Below are 13,485 nucleotides of genomic sequence, written 5' to 3'. Positions count from 1 at the left end.
CGCGGTGGCAGAAGTAGGCGCGGTGGCCGGTCTCGCCGTCCACGCCGAGCCGGCCCACCGGCAATTGCACCAGCGTGCCCGCGGCGATGTCGGCCGCCACCAGCCATGACGGCATCTTTCCCCAGCCGAGGCCGGCGCGCAGCAACGCGAGCTTGATCTGCATGTCGCCCGCGCGCCAGGTGGTGGGAGAGAGCACGTCGAAATCCTGGCCCGCGCTGAGCGCGCTCGCGTCCTCCACCACGATCTGCAGATGCCGCGCGGCCGCGTCGTCGAGCGAGCCGCGGGCCTTCTTCTTCGCGAGCATCGCCAGCGGATGCGCGGCGGCCGCCACCGCCACCATCGACAGCGGCATCAGGAACTCGCGCGCGATGTGCTCGTCGAGCTGCGAGAAGGCCGAGATCGCGATGTCGCAGCGGCCGCTGTGCAGCGCCTCGATCGGCGCGCCCATCGAGCCGTACTCGATGCGCATCGCGATGCCCGGATGCACCGCATGCACGCCGCGGATGGCCGTTGCCACGAGGTCGATCGGGAACAGCGTGTCGACCGCGATCGACAGGCCGAGCTCGATGCCCTGCTCGATCCCCTGCGCACGGGCGCGCAAGGCATCGACCTTCGCGAGGATCTGCCGCACGTCGCCCAGCAGCGCCTGGCCCGCGGGCGTGAGCACCGGCTTGTGGCCCGAGCGGTCGAACAGCTGCACCTGCAGCTGCTGCTCGAGGTTGGCGACGGCCTGGCTCACGGCCGACTGCACGCGATGCAACCGGTCCGCGCCCGCGCGAAAGCTGCCCGCCTCGGCCACCACCACGAACATCTGCATCTGGGACAGCGTGAGCGCATCCAGCATGGGCTTCTCCTCGTTCGAACAACGCAACCCGATCGGTTCGATCGATGAAGTCGACCGATATTATTTGCTTTCATCGATCGGGTTCGAAGGCCAGACTGGTGCCCATGCATTCCACGTCCGCGCCGCTGCCCTCCTCCACCGCCACCACCGCCTGGACCGGCGTCGCCCTGGTCGTCGCCGCGGGCGTGATCGCCGCGCTGCAGGTCGGCAAGGTCGCGATCGCGGTGCCGCAATTGCGCGAGGACTTCGCACTCGGCCTGTCGGCGATCGGCTGGCTGATGGCGGTGTTCTCGCTGCTCGGCGTGTTCGGCGCGATTCCGGTCGGCGCCTGGATCGCGCGCGCGGGCGACCGTCGGCTGCTCGCGGCCGGCCTGCTGGCGCTGGCCGTCGGCAGCACCATTGGCGCCCTGGCTGGAAGCCTGGCTGTGCTGTTGTTCGCGCGCGTGGTCGAGGGCCTGGGCTTCCTGCTGATCGTGATCGCCGGGCCCGCGCTGCTGCAGCGCATCGTCGCGCCCGCCGCCAAGGACCTGGCCTTCGCGATCTGGAGCTGCTTCATGCCGGTCGGCATCGCGATCGCGTTTTTCGTCGGCTCGGTGCTCGAGGGCTGGCGCGGCTTCTGGCTCGCGAACGGCCTGCTCGCGCTGGTGCTGCTGGCGCTGGTGCTGGCGGCCGTGCCGCGCCCGGCGCGCGATGCGCGCCGGCTGTCGTGGCGCGACATCGCGGGCGACACCACCCGCACGCTCGAAGCGCGCGCGCCGCTGCGGCTCGCGCTGTCCTTCGCGATCTACAGCCTGCAGTTCTTCGCGCTGTTCAACTTCCTGCCGGTGCTGCTGATCGAGCGCATGGGCGCGGGCGTGGCCACGGCCGGGCTGCTGAGCGCGCTGGCCTGCCTCGCGAACGTGGGCGGCAACCTCGCGGCCGGCCTGCTGCTGGCGCGCGGCACGCCGCGCTGGCGGCTGGTGGCGGCCGCGACCGCCACCATGGGCATCGCCGCGCTCGGCATCTTCCTGCCGCTCCTCGCGGCGCTGCCGACCTTCTTGCTGTGCCTGCTGTTCTCGGGCGCCGGAGGGCTGCTGCCCGCGACCCTGCTGGCCTCGGCCGAACGGGCCGCGCCACAGCCTCGGCTCGCGCCGCTCACGGTCGGCCTGCTGATGACCGGCAACAACGTCGGCCAGATGATCGGCCCGGTGCTGGTCGGCGGCGCGGTCGAGGCGCTGGGCTGGCCGGCCGCCGCCGCGATCGTGGCGCTCGCGAGCGTGGCGGGGCTGTGGGTGGCGATGGGGTTGCGGCCGCTGCGCTGAAGGCGCGGCCGCGAACGCTGCCTCAGGCCAGCGTGTAGGCCGTCTTCACCGTGGTGAAGAACTCCTGCGCATAGCGCCCCTGCTCGCGCGGGCCGTAGCTCGAACCCTTGCGCCCGCCGAAGGGCACGTGGTAGTCCACACCCGCGGTCGGCAGGTTCACCATCACCATGCCGGCCTGGCTGTGGCGCTTGAAGTGCGTGGCGTACTTGAGCGACGTGGTCGCGATGCCGGCCGACAGGCCGAACTCGGTGTCGTTGGCCGTGGCCAGCGCCTCCTCGTAGTTCTTCACGCGGATCACGCTCGCGACCGGGCCGAAGATCTCTTCCTTGTTGATGCGCATGGCCGCGGCCGATTCGCTGAACAGCGCGGGCGACATGTAGTAGCCGTCGGTGTCGAGCTTCAGACGCTCGCCGCCTGCCGCCAGCACCGCGCCCTCGGCCTTGCCGATGTCGACGTACTCCAGGTCCTGCTCGAGCTGCGACTTCGAGGACACCGGGCCCACGTCGGTGCCCTGCGCGAGCGCGTCGCCGACCTTGATCTTGGCCATGCGTTCCTTCATCGCCGCGATGAACTTCGGGTAGATGCCTTCGGTGACGATCAGCCGGCTCGAGGCCGTGCAGCGCTGGCCGGTCGAGTAGAAGGCGCTCTGCGTGCTCAGTTCCACCGCCTGCGCGAGGTCGGCATCGTCGAGCACCACCTGCGGGTTCTTGCCGCCCATCTCGAGCTGCACCTTCTTGCCGTTCTTCACGCACTGCACCGCGATGTTGCGGCCCACGCCCACCGAGCCGGTGAAGCTGATCGCATGGATGCCCGGGTGGTTGACCAGCGCATCGCCGATCACGCTGCCGCGGCCCATCACGAGGTTGAACACGCCGGCCGGAATGCCCGAGCGGCTGATGATCTCGGCCAGCGCCCAGGCGCAGCCCGGCACCAGGTCGGCGGGCTTGAGCACCACGCAGTTGCCGAACGCCAGCGCGGGCGCGATCTTCCAGGCGGGAATGGCGATCGGGAAGTTCCACGGCGTGATCAGGCCGACCACGCCCACGGGCTCGCGCGTGATCTCCACGCCGATGTTGGGCCGCACCGAGGGCAGCAGTTCGCCCGACAGGCGCAGGCACTCGCCCGCGAAGAACTTGAAGATCTGGCCGGCGCGCGTGGCCTCGCCGATGCCTTCGGCCTTGGTCTTGCCTTCCTCGCGCGCGAGCAGCGTGCCGAGTTCCTCCTTGCGCGCGAGGATCTCGTTGCCGATCTTGTCGAGCGCGTCGGAGCGCGCCTGCACGCTGCCCGTGGCCCAGGCCGGGAAGGCCGCGGTGGCGGCGGCCACGGCCGCCTCGACATGGCTCGCGTCGCCCTGGGTGTAGTGGCCCAGCACGTCGCCGAGGTTGCTGGGGTTGACGTTGGGGCTGTAGCTCGCGCCGGCGCGCCATTCGCCGCCGATCAGGTTGTCGTGGTTCTGCATGGAATGCATCCTTGTTGCTGCGTAAAGAACGGAATGAGGGGTGAGGCCAGCGGTCTCAGCGGACCATGCAGGGCCGTTTGTTGTCGAAGCGCCAGTTGGGGATCAGGTACTGCATCGCCTGCGCATCATCGCGCGCGCCCAGGCCATGCTTCAAGTAGAGGTCATGAGCTTTTTTGACTTCGTCCATGTCGAGCTCGACGCCGAGGCCGCCGCGCGTGGGCACCTTCACGAAGCCGCCTTCGATGCGCAGCGGCTCCTTCGTCAGGCGCTGGCCGTCCTGCCAGATCCAGTGCGTGTCGATGGCCGTGACCTTGCCCGGCGCGGCCGCCGCCACGTGCGTGAACATGGCCAGCGAAACGTCGAAGTGGTTGTTCGAATGCGAGCCCCAGGTCAGGCCCCAGGCCTGGCACAGCTGGGCCACGCGCACCGAACCGGCCATGGTCCAGAAATGCGGGTCGGCCAGCGGGATGTCGACCGACTGCAGCGACAGGCTGTGCACCATCTCGCGCCAGTCGGTGGCGACCATGTTGGTGGCCGTGGGCAGGCCCGTGGCGCGGCGGAACTCGGCCATCACCTCGCGGCCCGAGAACACGCCCTCGGCGCCGCACGGGTCCTCGGCATAGGCCATCACGCCATGCAGGTCGCGGCACAGCCGCACCGCGTCGGCCAGCAGCCAGCCGCCGTTGGGGTCGAGCGTGACGCGCGCCTGCGGAAAGCGTTCGTGCAGCGCGCGAATCGCCTCCACCTCCTCCTCGCCGCGCAGCACGCCGCCCTTGAGCTTGAAGTCGGTGAAGCCGTAGCGAGCGTGCGTGGCCTCGGCCAGGCGCACGATGGCCTCGGGGGTCATGGCCTCCTCGTGGCGCAGGCGGAACCAGTCATCGGCGGCGCCGGGGTCGCTGTCGTAGGGCAGGTCGGTCTTCGCGCGATCGCCCACGTAGAACAGGTAGCCGAGCATCTGCACCGCGTCGCGCTGCTGGCCCTCGCCGAGCAGCGCCGCCACCGGCACCTCGAGGAACTGGCCCAGCAGGTCGAGCAGCGCGGCCTCGACGGCCGTGACCGCATGGATGGTCACGCGCAGGTCGAAGGTCTGCAGGCCGCGCCCGCCGCTGTCGCGCGCGGCGAACTCGCGGCGCATGGCGTTGAGCACCGCGTTGTGGTTGCCGATGGGCTGGCCCACGACCAGCGCGCGCGCGTCCTCGAGCGTCTGGCGGATCTTCTCGCCGCCGGGCACCTCGCCCACGCCGGTGCGCCCGGCGCTGTCGGTGAGGATCAGCAGGTTGCGCGTGAAGAAGGGACCGTGCGCGCCGCTGAGGTTCATCAGCATGCTGTCGCGGCCCGCGACCGGGATCACCTGCATCTCGGTGACGACGGGGGTGGAGGAACGGGAGTCCGGGAGCGTCATGGCTTTGGCGTCGGTTCTGAAGGCTGCGGGCCCGCGGGGCCCTTGTCAATCGGCGTGATCAATCGGCGGTGATGTGGCGGGTTTCGATCAGGGTCTTCCAGCGCGTCCATTCGCGCGCCTGGAAGGCGGTGAATTCCTCGGGCGTGCTCGCGACGATTTCGAGGCCCTGCTCGAGCATGCGCTTCCTGGTCTCGGGATCCTGCATCGCGGCCACCACGGCATCGGCCAGCTTCTTCTTCGTGGCCGGCGGCAGTCCGCGCGGCGCGGCCACGCCCTGCCACGAATAGACCTCGGCGCCCTTCACGCCGGCCTCGGCCAGCGTGGGCACCTCGGGCAGCACGGGCGAGCGCTTGTCGCCGGTGACGGCAATGGCGCGCAGCTTGCCGGCACGGATGTGCGGCAGCACGGCATTGACGTTCTGGAACGAGAAGTCGACCTGGTTGCCGAGCAGGTCGTTGACCGCCGGCGCGCCGCCCTTGTAGGGCACGTGCACGCCCTCGGTCTTCGTCTGTTGCCAGAACAGCTCGGCCGACAGGTGATCGGAGGAGCCGTTGCCCGAGCTCGCGAACGAGACCTTGCCCGGTGTCTTGCGCAGCAGCGCGAGCACCTCGTCGACCGTCTTCTCGGGCCGCGCGACATTGGCCACCAGCACGTTGGGCGCCTGCACCGGCACGCTGATGTAGTCGAAGTCCTTGGTCGCGTCGTAGGGCACGCTCTTCTGCAGGTGCGGCGTGACGACGAAGGCGCCGAGCGAGGACACCAGCAGGGTGTAGCCGTCGGGCGCCGCGCGCTTGACGAAGCCGGTGCCGATGGTGCCGGTGGCACCGGGCCGGTTGTCGACCACGAAGCTGCCGCCGAGCTTCGTCTGCAGCTGCAGCGCCAGCGCGCGCGCCACCATGTCGGTGGAGCCGCCCGCGGGGAACGGCACGATGATGGTCACGGGCTTCTGCAGTGGCCAGTCACCTTGTGCGGACGCGGCCATCGGCAGCCAGGCCGCACCGGCCAGGCCGACCAGACCGGCCGCCAGCAATGCTCTGCGCTTCATGCGTGCCGTCCGCGGATCAGGAAGCGCGCACGGCCTGGCGCGCGAGCAGCTTCCAGTCGCCGCCCTGCTTCTGCCACACGCCGAGGATCTTCAGTGCCACCTTGCCGGGCTTGCCCGAGTCGTTGGTGTCGGCGGCCAGCGCATGGCGCACGATGGCGGTGCGGGCATCGACCACCTTCACGGTCTGCTCGGTGATGGTGATGGTCACGAAGTCGGACTTGCCGTCGAGCAGGTCGGCGATGAAGCTTTCCTTGGTGTCGACCTTGCCGCCCGAGTGGCCGTAGCTGAGCTCGTCGGCCACCAGCGCCGACAGCGCGGGACGGGTCGGGTCGACCATCGCGATGCGCAGGCGCTCGGCGGCCGCGGTCACGTCGGCCGCATCGGAGGCGCTGCCACCGCCCGTGGGCATGACGTTGGCGCAGCCCGAGAACAGCGCCGCGGCGGCGGCAACGAGGAACAGTTTTTTCAGCATGTCGTCATCTCCGGTGTTGTGTGTGTTTCTTGTTCGACGGCGGCGCCGCTTACTGCGGGCCCAGCTTCTCGATCAGCGCGGCGAGCTGCGCGACCTCGTCGGGCTTGAGGTCGGTCAGCGGCGCGCGCACCGGGCCGGCGTCGTGGCCGACGATCTTGGCGCCGGCCTTGACGATGCTCACGGCATAGCCCGGCACGCGGTTGCGCAGCTCGAGGTAGGGCATGAAGAAGTCCTTCAGCAGGCGGTGCTGGATCGGCAGGTCGTCGTTGGCGACGGCGTTGTAGAAGTCCATCGCGGTCTTCGGGATGAAGTTGAAGACGGCCGACGAATACACCGGCGTGCCCATGGCCTTGTAGGCCGCGGCATAGACCTCGGCCGTGGGCAGGCCGCCCAGGTAGGCGAAGCGGTCGCCCATCTTCTGGTAGATGGCGACCATCGCCTCGATGTCGCCCACGCCGTCCTTGAAGCCCACCAGGTTCGGGTTGCGTTCGGCCAGGCGCGCCAGCGTGTCGGGCTTCAGGCGGCTGGTGGCGCGGTTGTAGACGATCACGCCGAACTTCACGCTCTTGCACACGGCCTCGACGTGCGCGGCGATGCCGTCCTGGCCGGCTTCGGTCAGGTAGTGCGGCAGCAGCAGGATGCCGTGCGCGCCGGCCTTCTCGGCCGCCTGCGCGCACTGGATCGCGAAGCGCGTGGGGCCGCCGGCGCCCGCGATGATCGGCACCTTGCCGCGGCAGGTGTCGACCGCGGTCTGGATGATGCCGGGGTACTCCTCGCCGGTCAGCGAGAAGAACTCGCCCGTGCCGCCGGCCGCGAACAGCGCGCTGGCGCCGTAGGGCGCGAGCCATTCGAGGCGCTCGATGTAGCCCTTCTTGTCGAAGTCGCCGTTGGCATCGAAGTCGGTCAGCGGGAACGAGAGCAGGCCGGAGCCCATGATGTTTTTGAGTTCTTGCGGGTTCATCGAAGAAAACGTCCAGTGAAAGAAATGAAGAAAGGGTTGGAAGCGGCGAGCGCGTTCAGTCGAGCTTGATGCTGGCGTCGGCCACCACCTTGGCCCAGCGCGCGCGTTCCTTGTCGAAGAAGCGCTCCTCCTCGGCCGGGGTCATGGTCACCACCTCGGCGCCCTGCCCCGCGAGCCGCGAGCGGATGTCGGCCGTGCGGATGACGGCGATCAGTTCCTTGTTGAGGCGCTGCACGATCGCCTCGGGCGTGCCGCGCGCGACGCGCACGCCCTGCCAGGTGCCCGATTCGTAGCCGGGCACGCCCTGCTCGGCGATGGTCGGCACGTCGCCGATCAGCGGCATGCGCGTGGCCTTGGACACGCCCAGCACCTTGAGGCGACCGCCCTGCACCTGCGGCAGGGTGGCGAGCATGCCGTTCATCAGCACCTGGGTCTGGCCCGAGACGGTGTCCTGCACCGCCTGCACGCCGCCCTTGTAGGGCACGTAGGTCCACTTCGCGCCGCTGGCGCGCTCGAGCGCCACGCCGGCAAGGTGCGGCGCGCTGCCTGTGGCGGTCACGGCGAAATTCAGTTCGGAGGTCTTCGACAGCGCGACCAGTTCCTTGAGGTTGTTGGCCTTCACCGATGGATGCACCACCAGCAGGTGCGGCGAATAGGCCAGCATGGTCACGCCGCGCAGGTCCTTCGACGGATCGAAGGACAGCCTGGTGTAGACCGAGGGGCTGATCGCCAGCGCGCCCACGTCGCACAGCAGCAGCGTGTAGCCGTCGGGCGCGGACTTGGCGACGAAGTCGGCGCCCAGGTTGCCGTTGGCGCCGGGCTTGTTCTCGACGATCACCGGCTGCTTCAGCGCCTCCGACAGGGGCTGACTGATGGCGCGCGCGATGATGTCCGACGAACCGCCGGGCGGGTACGGCACCACGATGCGCAGCGGCTTCGCGGGCCAGCCGGCGGTGCCGGCTTGCGCCAGGGCGAACCCCGGCAGGCTTGCGGCCAACGTCGTGGCCAGTGCGGCGCTGAGCGCGCCGCGGCGTTTGATGGTCATCCTCTGCCTCCAGTTGTCTCGATGGTCGATGCCTCGCTCGTTGGTCTTGCGAGTTATCAGTCATCGTACAACTAGAAAAACAAGTTGTCCAGCATCACGAACCCCGAAAGGGGTTCATGGACTAGTTATCGGAGGACTTGGCCGCTTCGGCCTTCTTCTGCGCCGCTTCCTGCGCCATGCGCAGCCGTTCGCGGCTGTTGGTCAGGTGGATGCGCATCGCGGCGCGGGCCGACTCGGGGTCGCGCCGCGCGATCGCCGCATAGATTTCTTCATGCTCGCGGTTGACGCGGCTGAGGTACGCCCCGCCCTCCTGGTGGCGGATCGCGCTGATGCGGGTGCGCGGGATGATGGTCGTGCCCAGGTGCCGCATGATGTCGGCGAAATAGGGGTTGCCGGTCGACTGGGCGATCTGCAGGTGGAAGCGGAAGTCGGGCGCCACGGTGTCGCCCGAGACCGTCACGTTGTGCTCGAAATCGTCGAGCGCCTGGCGCATCGCGACCAGCTGCTCCTCGGTGCGGCGGCTCGCGGCCAGCCCGGCCGATTCGGTCTCGAGGCTGATGCGCAGCTCGAGCACGGCCAGCACGTCGACCGAGGTCGCGATCTCGCCCGGCTCGAGCCGGAACACCCCGCCCGGGCGCGGCTGCAGCACGAAGGTGCCGACGCCGTGCAGGGTCTCCACCAGCCCGCCGGCCTGCAGCTTCGACAGCGCCTCGCGCACCACGGTGCGGCTCACGCCATAGGCCTGCATGATGGCCGATTCGGTCGGCAGCTTGTCGCCCGGCCGCAGCACCTGGCTGCGGATCTTCTCGCCCAGGTCTTCCACCAGCCCGTGCGCCAGTCCGCGCGCGCGCTGGCGCGGCCGCCCCACGAAGGCGCTGCCGCCCTTCGAGGCGGAAACACCGGCTTCCGGCGCATCGGAAACCAAGGGATTACCCGCAGTCGTCTGGTCCATACCCACGATCATAATCCCCCATCAGTTGTACGACAACAGATAACCTATCACTCAAAACCTGCCAGATCGCCGCCTTCGCACCTCTGCGGGTGTTCTCGTCGAAGCGGCATTCACATGAAGTATTCGCTCGATTTCTCTCCGCTGGCATCGTACTGGCCCGTGTTCGTCAACGGGGCATGGCTGACCCTGAAGATGACCGCGCTGGCCGTGCTGATCGGCGTCTGCGTGGGCACGCTGGTGGCTTTCGCCAAGCGCAGCCGCATCCGGCCCCTGTCGCGCGCCTGCTCGATCTATATCGAGGTGGTGCGCAACACGCCGTTCCTGGTCCAGATCTTCCTGCTGTACTTCGGCCTCGCGAGCTTCGGCCTGCGCATGCCGACCTTCGCGGCCGCGGTGCTGGCGATGGTGATCAACATCGCGGCCTACGCGGCCGAGATCATCCGCGCCGGCCTCGAGTCGGTGCCGCGCGGGCAGATCGAGGCGGCCGAATGCCTGGGACTGTCGAAATGGCGCATCGGCTGGCACGTGATGCTGCAGCCCTCGATCGAGAAGGTCTACCCCGCCCTCACGAGCCAGTTCCTGCTGATGATGCAGGCCTCGGCGATGGCCTCGCAGATCTCGGCCGAGGAGCTCACGGCGATCGCCAACACCGTGCAGTCCGACACCTTCCGCTCACTCGAGACCTACATCGTGGTCGCTGCCCTCTACCTGGTGCTGTCGCTGTTCATCAAGCTCGTGACCTGGGCGCTCGGCGAATACATGTTCCGCCGCCGCCGCGTCGTGCGCCGCGCGGCCGCGCAGGCCGGCAAGGCGCAGCCGGGCGCAGCAGCCGCCGTTGCGATCCATGGGGGTGCGGCGTGAGCATCGGCCACTTCACCTTCACGCACCTGATGTACCTGGTGCAGTCCATCGGCTGGACCCTGGTGCTCTCGGCCATCGCCTTCGCGCTCGGCGCCATCGGCGGCTTCGGCCTGATGCTCGCGCGCATCTCGCCGCGGCCCTGGCTGCGCTGGCTCGCGCTGGTCTACATCGAGTGCATCCAGGGCATCCCGCTGCTGATCCTGCTGTTCATCGTCTACTTCGGCCTCTCGGTCTACGGCCTCGCGCTGCCCTCGCTGATCGCGGCCGGCATCGCGATGATGATCTACGTCAGCGCCTACCTCGGCGACATCTGGCGCGGCTGCGTCGAGGCCATGCCCAAGCCGCAGTGGGAGGCCTCCGAATGCCTGGCCTTCACGCGCTGGCAGACCTTGCGCCTGGTGATCATCCCGCAGGCGGTGCGCCTGTCGCTGCCGCCCACGGTCGGCTTCCTGGTGCAGATCATCAAGATGACCTCGCTGGCCTCGGTGATCGGCTTCGTCGAGCTCACGCGCGCCGGCCAGATCATCAACAACACCATCTTCCAGCCCTTCCTGGTCTTCCTCCTGGTCGGCGCTTTCTATTTCGCCCTGTGTTATCCGCTGTCGCGCTGGAGCGAAGCGATGGAGAAGAAGCTCAATGTCGCCAATCGTTGAATCCCTGCGCACCCCCTTCATGGAGGCCAGCGTCGGCACGGCCGGCGGCGGTGCCGCGCAGGTCCCGGGCTCCTCGCCCATCGTGCGCCTGGACCAGGTCTACAAGAGCTTCGGCGCGAACCAGGTGCTCAAGGGCGTCTCGTTCGAGGTCGCCAAAGGCGAGATGATCGCCATCATCGGCGCCAGCGGCTCGGGCAAGAGCACGGCGCTGCGCTGCATCGATCGGCTCGAGGTGATCGACCGCGGCAGCATCGAGGTCTGCGGCATCCGCGTCGACGATCCCGCGGTCGACCTCAAGCGCCTGCGGCTCGAGGTCGGCATCGTGTTTCAGAGCTACAACCTGTTCCCCCACCTCACGGTGCAGGAGAACATCATGCTGGCGCTGCGCCACGTGAAGAAGCTCTCGCGCGGCGAGGCCGCCGAGGTGGCGATCCGCGTGCTCGACCAGGTGGGCCTCAAGCAGAAGGCCGACGCCTATCCCGAGCAGCTCTCGGGCGGCCAGCAGCAGCGCGTGGCCATCGCGCGCTCGCTCGCGATGTCGCCCAAGGTCATGCTGTTCGACGAGGTGACCTCGGCGCTCGACCCCCAGCTCACCGGCGAGGTGCTGCGCGTGATGGAGGACCTCGCGGCCGGCGGCATGACCATGCTGCTGGTGACGCACGAGATGGCCTTCGCCAAGCGCGTGGCCGACCGGATCATCTACATGCACCAGGGCACCGTGTGGGAAACCGGCCCCGGCGAAATGCTCGACGCGCCCCGCACGCCGGAGCTGCATGCCTTCCTGAACAACGGGCTGTAAACAGGCAGCCCGGGTTCTTCTCTTTACTCCCATACCAAACCACACCAGGAGATATTCATGAAACTCGGCAAAGCCTTCACCCGCAGCTGCATCGCGCTGGCCCTCGTGGCCGGCGTGGCACAGGCCGCCATGGCCGACCAGCTCGACGACATCAAGAAGGCCGGCAAGATCCGCGTCGCGATCGCCATGGGCACGCCGCTGTTCAGCTTCGCCGACGCCAACCTGCAGCCCACCGGCTCCGACGTCGACACCGCCACGCAACTGGCCAAGGACCTGGGCGTGAAACTCGAGATCGTCTCGGTCACCAACGCCGCGCGCGTGCCCACCTTGCAGGCGCAGCGCGCCGACATCGTGGTGGCCGACCTGTCGATCACGCCCGAGCGCGAGAAGGTGGTCGACTTCTCGACGCCCTACGCGGTCATCAGCATCATCGTGGGCGGCCCCAAGAGCATCAAGGTCACGGACTACGCCGACCTCAACGGCAAGCGCATCGGCCTGACCCGCGCCACCGTCAACGACACGCTGACCACGCAACAGGCCAAGGGCGCCGAGATCGTGCGCTACGAGGACGACGCCACGCTGATCACCTCGATGGTCACGGGCCAGATCGACCTGTTCTCGAGCACGCCCTCGAACCTCAGCGAGATGATCAAGCAGGCCCCGGCCAAGAACCTCGAGCTGAAGTTCTCGCAGAAGGACTTCGACCTGGGCATCGCGCTCAACAAGGAGCAGCCCAAGCTGAAGGAGTGGATCAACAACTGGGTCGTGACGAACCAGAAGAACGGCAAGCTCAACGCGATCTACAAGAAGTACCACGGCCGCGACCTGCCGGAACGCATCACCAAGCTGTAAGGACGAGCGACGGATGGAATCGAACAAGAAACTCGACCGGCTGCTTTTGACCGGCGCCGCTGGCGGCCTCGGCAAGGTGCTGCGCGAACGGCTCAAGCCCTATGCGGGCGTGCTGCGCGTGTCCGACATCGCGGCGCTCGCGCCGGCCGCCGACGCGAGCGAGGAAGTGGTGCCCTGCGACCTCGCGGACAAGGCCGCGGTGCATGCGCTCGTCGAGGGCTGCGATGCCATCGTCCACCTGGGTGGCGTGTCGGTCGAGCGGCCGTTCGAGGAGATCCTCGAGGCCAACATCAAGGGCATCTTCAACGTCTACGAGGCCGCGCGCCGCCACGGCGTGAAGCGCGTGGTGTTCGCGAGCTCGAACCACGTGATCGGCTTCTACCGGCAGGACGAGCACATCGACGCCCATGCCGCGCGCCGGCCCGACGGCTACTACGGCCTGTCGAAGTCCTTCGGCGAGGACATGGCGCAGTTCTACTTCGACCGCTGGGGCATCGAGACCGTGAGCATCCGCATCGGCTCCTCGTTCCCCGAGCCACTGAACCGCCGCATGATGAGCACCTGGCTCAGCTACCGCGACCTCACCACGCTGATCGAGAAGTCGCTGTTCACGCCCGGCGTGAAGCACACGGTGGTCTACGGCATGTCGGCCAACCGCGACGTGTGGTGGGACAACTCGGCGGCCGCGCACCTGGGCTTCGTGCCGCAGGACGGCTCCGAGGTGTTCCGCGACAAGGTCGAGCAGCAGCCGCCGGTGGCCCCCACCGATCCCAACGCGATCTACCAGGGCGGCGCCTTCACGGCGCAGGGCCCGTTCGGCGATTGAGCGGCACGCCCAG

The 13,485-nt window shown here is 68.6% G+C and carries 13 protein-coding genes and 1 pseudogene; 6 read left to right on the top strand and 8 right to left on the bottom strand.

The window, feature by feature from the left end:
• Positions 1-7: 7 nt before the first annotated feature.
• Positions 8-817: pseudogene (locus AC07RV_RS13355) on the bottom strand (LysR family transcriptional regulator); the annotation flags it as partial.
• A 131-nt stretch (positions 818-948) separates the two neighbouring features.
• Here AC07RV_RS13355 and AC07RV_RS13350 point away from each other — a divergent pair.
• Positions 949-2,145 carry an MFS transporter gene (locus tag AC07RV_RS13350; RefSeq protein ID WP_296778252.1) on the top strand — a complete coding sequence of 399 codons (1,197 nt, stop codon included), beginning with the start codon at positions 949-951 and terminating at the stop codon, positions 2,143-2,145.
• Between the two features lie 22 nt (positions 2,146-2,167).
• Here AC07RV_RS13350 and AC07RV_RS13345 read toward each other — a convergent pair whose 3' ends face one another.
• The 7 genes from AC07RV_RS13345 to AC07RV_RS13315 all read right to left on the bottom strand — a co-directional run bounded on the left by AC07RV_RS13345 (position 2,168) and on the right by AC07RV_RS13315 (position 9,481).
• Positions 2,168-3,604, bottom strand: a complete 1,437-nt coding sequence (locus AC07RV_RS13345; protein ID WP_209542307.1) for an aldehyde dehydrogenase family protein — start codon at positions 3,602-3,604, stop codon at positions 2,168-2,170.
• Between the two features lie 55 nt (positions 3,605-3,659).
• Positions 3,660-5,006, bottom strand: coding sequence for a glucarate dehydratase (gene gudD / locus AC07RV_RS13340; RefSeq protein ID WP_296778258.1), 1,347 nt, complete (start codon positions 5,004-5,006; stop codon positions 3,660-3,662).
• Between the two features lie 58 nt (positions 5,007-5,064).
• Positions 5,065-6,051, bottom strand: coding sequence for a Bug family tripartite tricarboxylate transporter substrate binding protein (locus AC07RV_RS13335; RefSeq protein ID WP_296778261.1), 987 nt, complete (start codon positions 6,049-6,051; stop codon positions 5,065-5,067).
• Between the two features lie 16 nt (positions 6,052-6,067).
• Positions 6,068-6,523: a nuclear transport factor 2 family protein gene (locus tag AC07RV_RS13330; protein ID WP_296778264.1), complete on the bottom strand. Its 456-nt coding sequence runs from the start codon at positions 6,521-6,523 to the stop codon at positions 6,068-6,070.
• 49 nt (positions 6,524-6,572) lie between these two features.
• Positions 6,573-7,484: a 5-dehydro-4-deoxyglucarate dehydratase gene (kdgD, locus tag AC07RV_RS13325; RefSeq protein WP_296778267.1), complete on the bottom strand. Its 912-nt coding sequence runs from the start codon at positions 7,482-7,484 to the stop codon at positions 6,573-6,575.
• Positions 7,485-7,539: 55 nt separating this feature from the next.
• Positions 7,540-8,529, bottom strand: a complete 990-nt coding sequence (locus AC07RV_RS13320) for a Bug family tripartite tricarboxylate transporter substrate binding protein (protein ID WP_057594498.1) — start codon at positions 8,527-8,529, stop codon at positions 7,540-7,542.
• A 121-nt stretch (positions 8,530-8,650) separates the two neighbouring features.
• Complete coding sequence (locus tag AC07RV_RS13315; protein ID WP_093343120.1) at positions 8,651-9,481, bottom strand: FadR/GntR family transcriptional regulator; 831 nt, start codon at positions 9,479-9,481, stop codon at positions 8,651-8,653.
• A 114-nt stretch (positions 9,482-9,595) separates the two neighbouring features.
• On the opposite strand from AC07RV_RS13315, the gene AC07RV_RS13310 reads away from it, so the two are divergent.
• From AC07RV_RS13310 to AC07RV_RS13290, 5 genes are read left to right on the top strand one after another with little or no spacing between them, the layout of a single operon-like run.
• A complete protein-coding gene (locus tag AC07RV_RS13310) occupies positions 9,596-10,342 on the top strand; it encodes an amino acid ABC transporter permease (RefSeq protein ID WP_296778272.1) in 747 nt (248 codons plus the stop codon).
• Positions 10,343-10,371: 29 nt separating this feature from the next.
• Positions 10,372-10,995, top strand: coding sequence for an amino acid ABC transporter permease (locus AC07RV_RS13305; protein WP_057594532.1), 624 nt, complete (start codon positions 10,372-10,374; stop codon positions 10,993-10,995).
• Between the two features lie 19 nt (positions 10,996-11,014).
• The gene (locus AC07RV_RS13300; protein WP_296778714.1) at positions 11,015-11,794 is read left to right on the top strand and encodes an amino acid ABC transporter ATP-binding protein; all 780 of its coding nucleotides are present in this window, start codon (positions 11,015-11,017) and stop codon (positions 11,792-11,794) included.
• A 57-nt stretch (positions 11,795-11,851) separates the two neighbouring features.
• Positions 11,852-12,646, top strand: a complete 795-nt coding sequence (locus AC07RV_RS13295; protein ID WP_296778275.1) for a transporter substrate-binding domain-containing protein — start codon at positions 11,852-11,854, stop codon at positions 12,644-12,646.
• Positions 12,647-12,659: 13 nt separating this feature from the next.
• Positions 12,660-13,472, top strand: a complete 813-nt coding sequence (locus tag AC07RV_RS13290; RefSeq protein WP_296778278.1) for an NAD-dependent epimerase/dehydratase family protein — start codon at positions 12,660-12,662, stop codon at positions 13,470-13,472.
• The last annotated feature ends 13 nt before the right edge of the window (positions 13,473-13,485 follow it).

This window comes from Variovorax sp. GW821-FHT09B01 (genome assembly GCF_059418345.1).
The sequence above is the reverse complement of the archived record's forward strand: the minus strand, read 5'-3'. Positions and strand labels throughout refer to the sequence as shown.

Coding starts and splice junctions, on each gene's coding strand:
- AC07RV_RS13320 (WP_057594498.1), bottom strand. CDS start 8,529: ATGACCATCAAACGCCGCGGCGCGCTCAGCGCCGCACTGGCCACGACG.
- AC07RV_RS13300 (WP_296778714.1), top strand. CDS start 11,015: ATGGAGGCCAGCGTCGGCACGGCCGGCGGCGGTGCCGCGCAGGTCCCG.
- AC07RV_RS13330 (WP_296778264.1), bottom strand. CDS start 6,523: ATGCTGAAAAAACTGTTCCTCGTTGCCGCCGCCGCGGCGCTGTTCTCG.
- kdgD (WP_296778267.1), bottom strand. CDS start 7,484: ATGAACCCGCAAGAACTCAAAAACATCATGGGCTCCGGCCTGCTCTCG.
- AC07RV_RS13305 (WP_057594532.1), top strand. CDS start 10,372: ATGTACCTGGTGCAGTCCATCGGCTGGACCCTGGTGCTCTCGGCCATC.
- AC07RV_RS13310 (WP_296778272.1), top strand. CDS start 9,596: ATGAAGTATTCGCTCGATTTCTCTCCGCTGGCATCGTACTGGCCCGTG.
- AC07RV_RS13350 (WP_296778252.1), top strand. CDS start 949: ATGCATTCCACGTCCGCGCCGCTGCCCTCCTCCACCGCCACCACCGCC.
- AC07RV_RS13315 (WP_093343120.1), bottom strand. CDS start 9,481: ATGGACCAGACGACTGCGGGTAATCCCTTGGTTTCCGATGCGCCGGAA.
- AC07RV_RS13345 (WP_209542307.1), bottom strand. CDS start 3,604: ATGCAGAACCACGACAACCTGATCGGCGGCGAATGGCGCGCCGGCGCG.
- AC07RV_RS13335 (WP_296778261.1), bottom strand. CDS start 6,051: ATGAAGCGCAGAGCATTGCTGGCGGCCGGTCTGGTCGGCCTGGCCGGT.
- gudD (WP_296778258.1), bottom strand. CDS start 5,006: ATGACGCTCCCGGACTCCCGTTCCTCCACCCCCGTCGTCACCGAGATG.
- AC07RV_RS13290 (WP_296778278.1), top strand. CDS start 12,660: ATGGAATCGAACAAGAAACTCGACCGGCTGCTTTTGACCGGCGCCGCT.
- AC07RV_RS13295 (WP_296778275.1), top strand. CDS start 11,852: ATGAAACTCGGCAAAGCCTTCACCCGCAGCTGCATCGCGCTGGCCCTC.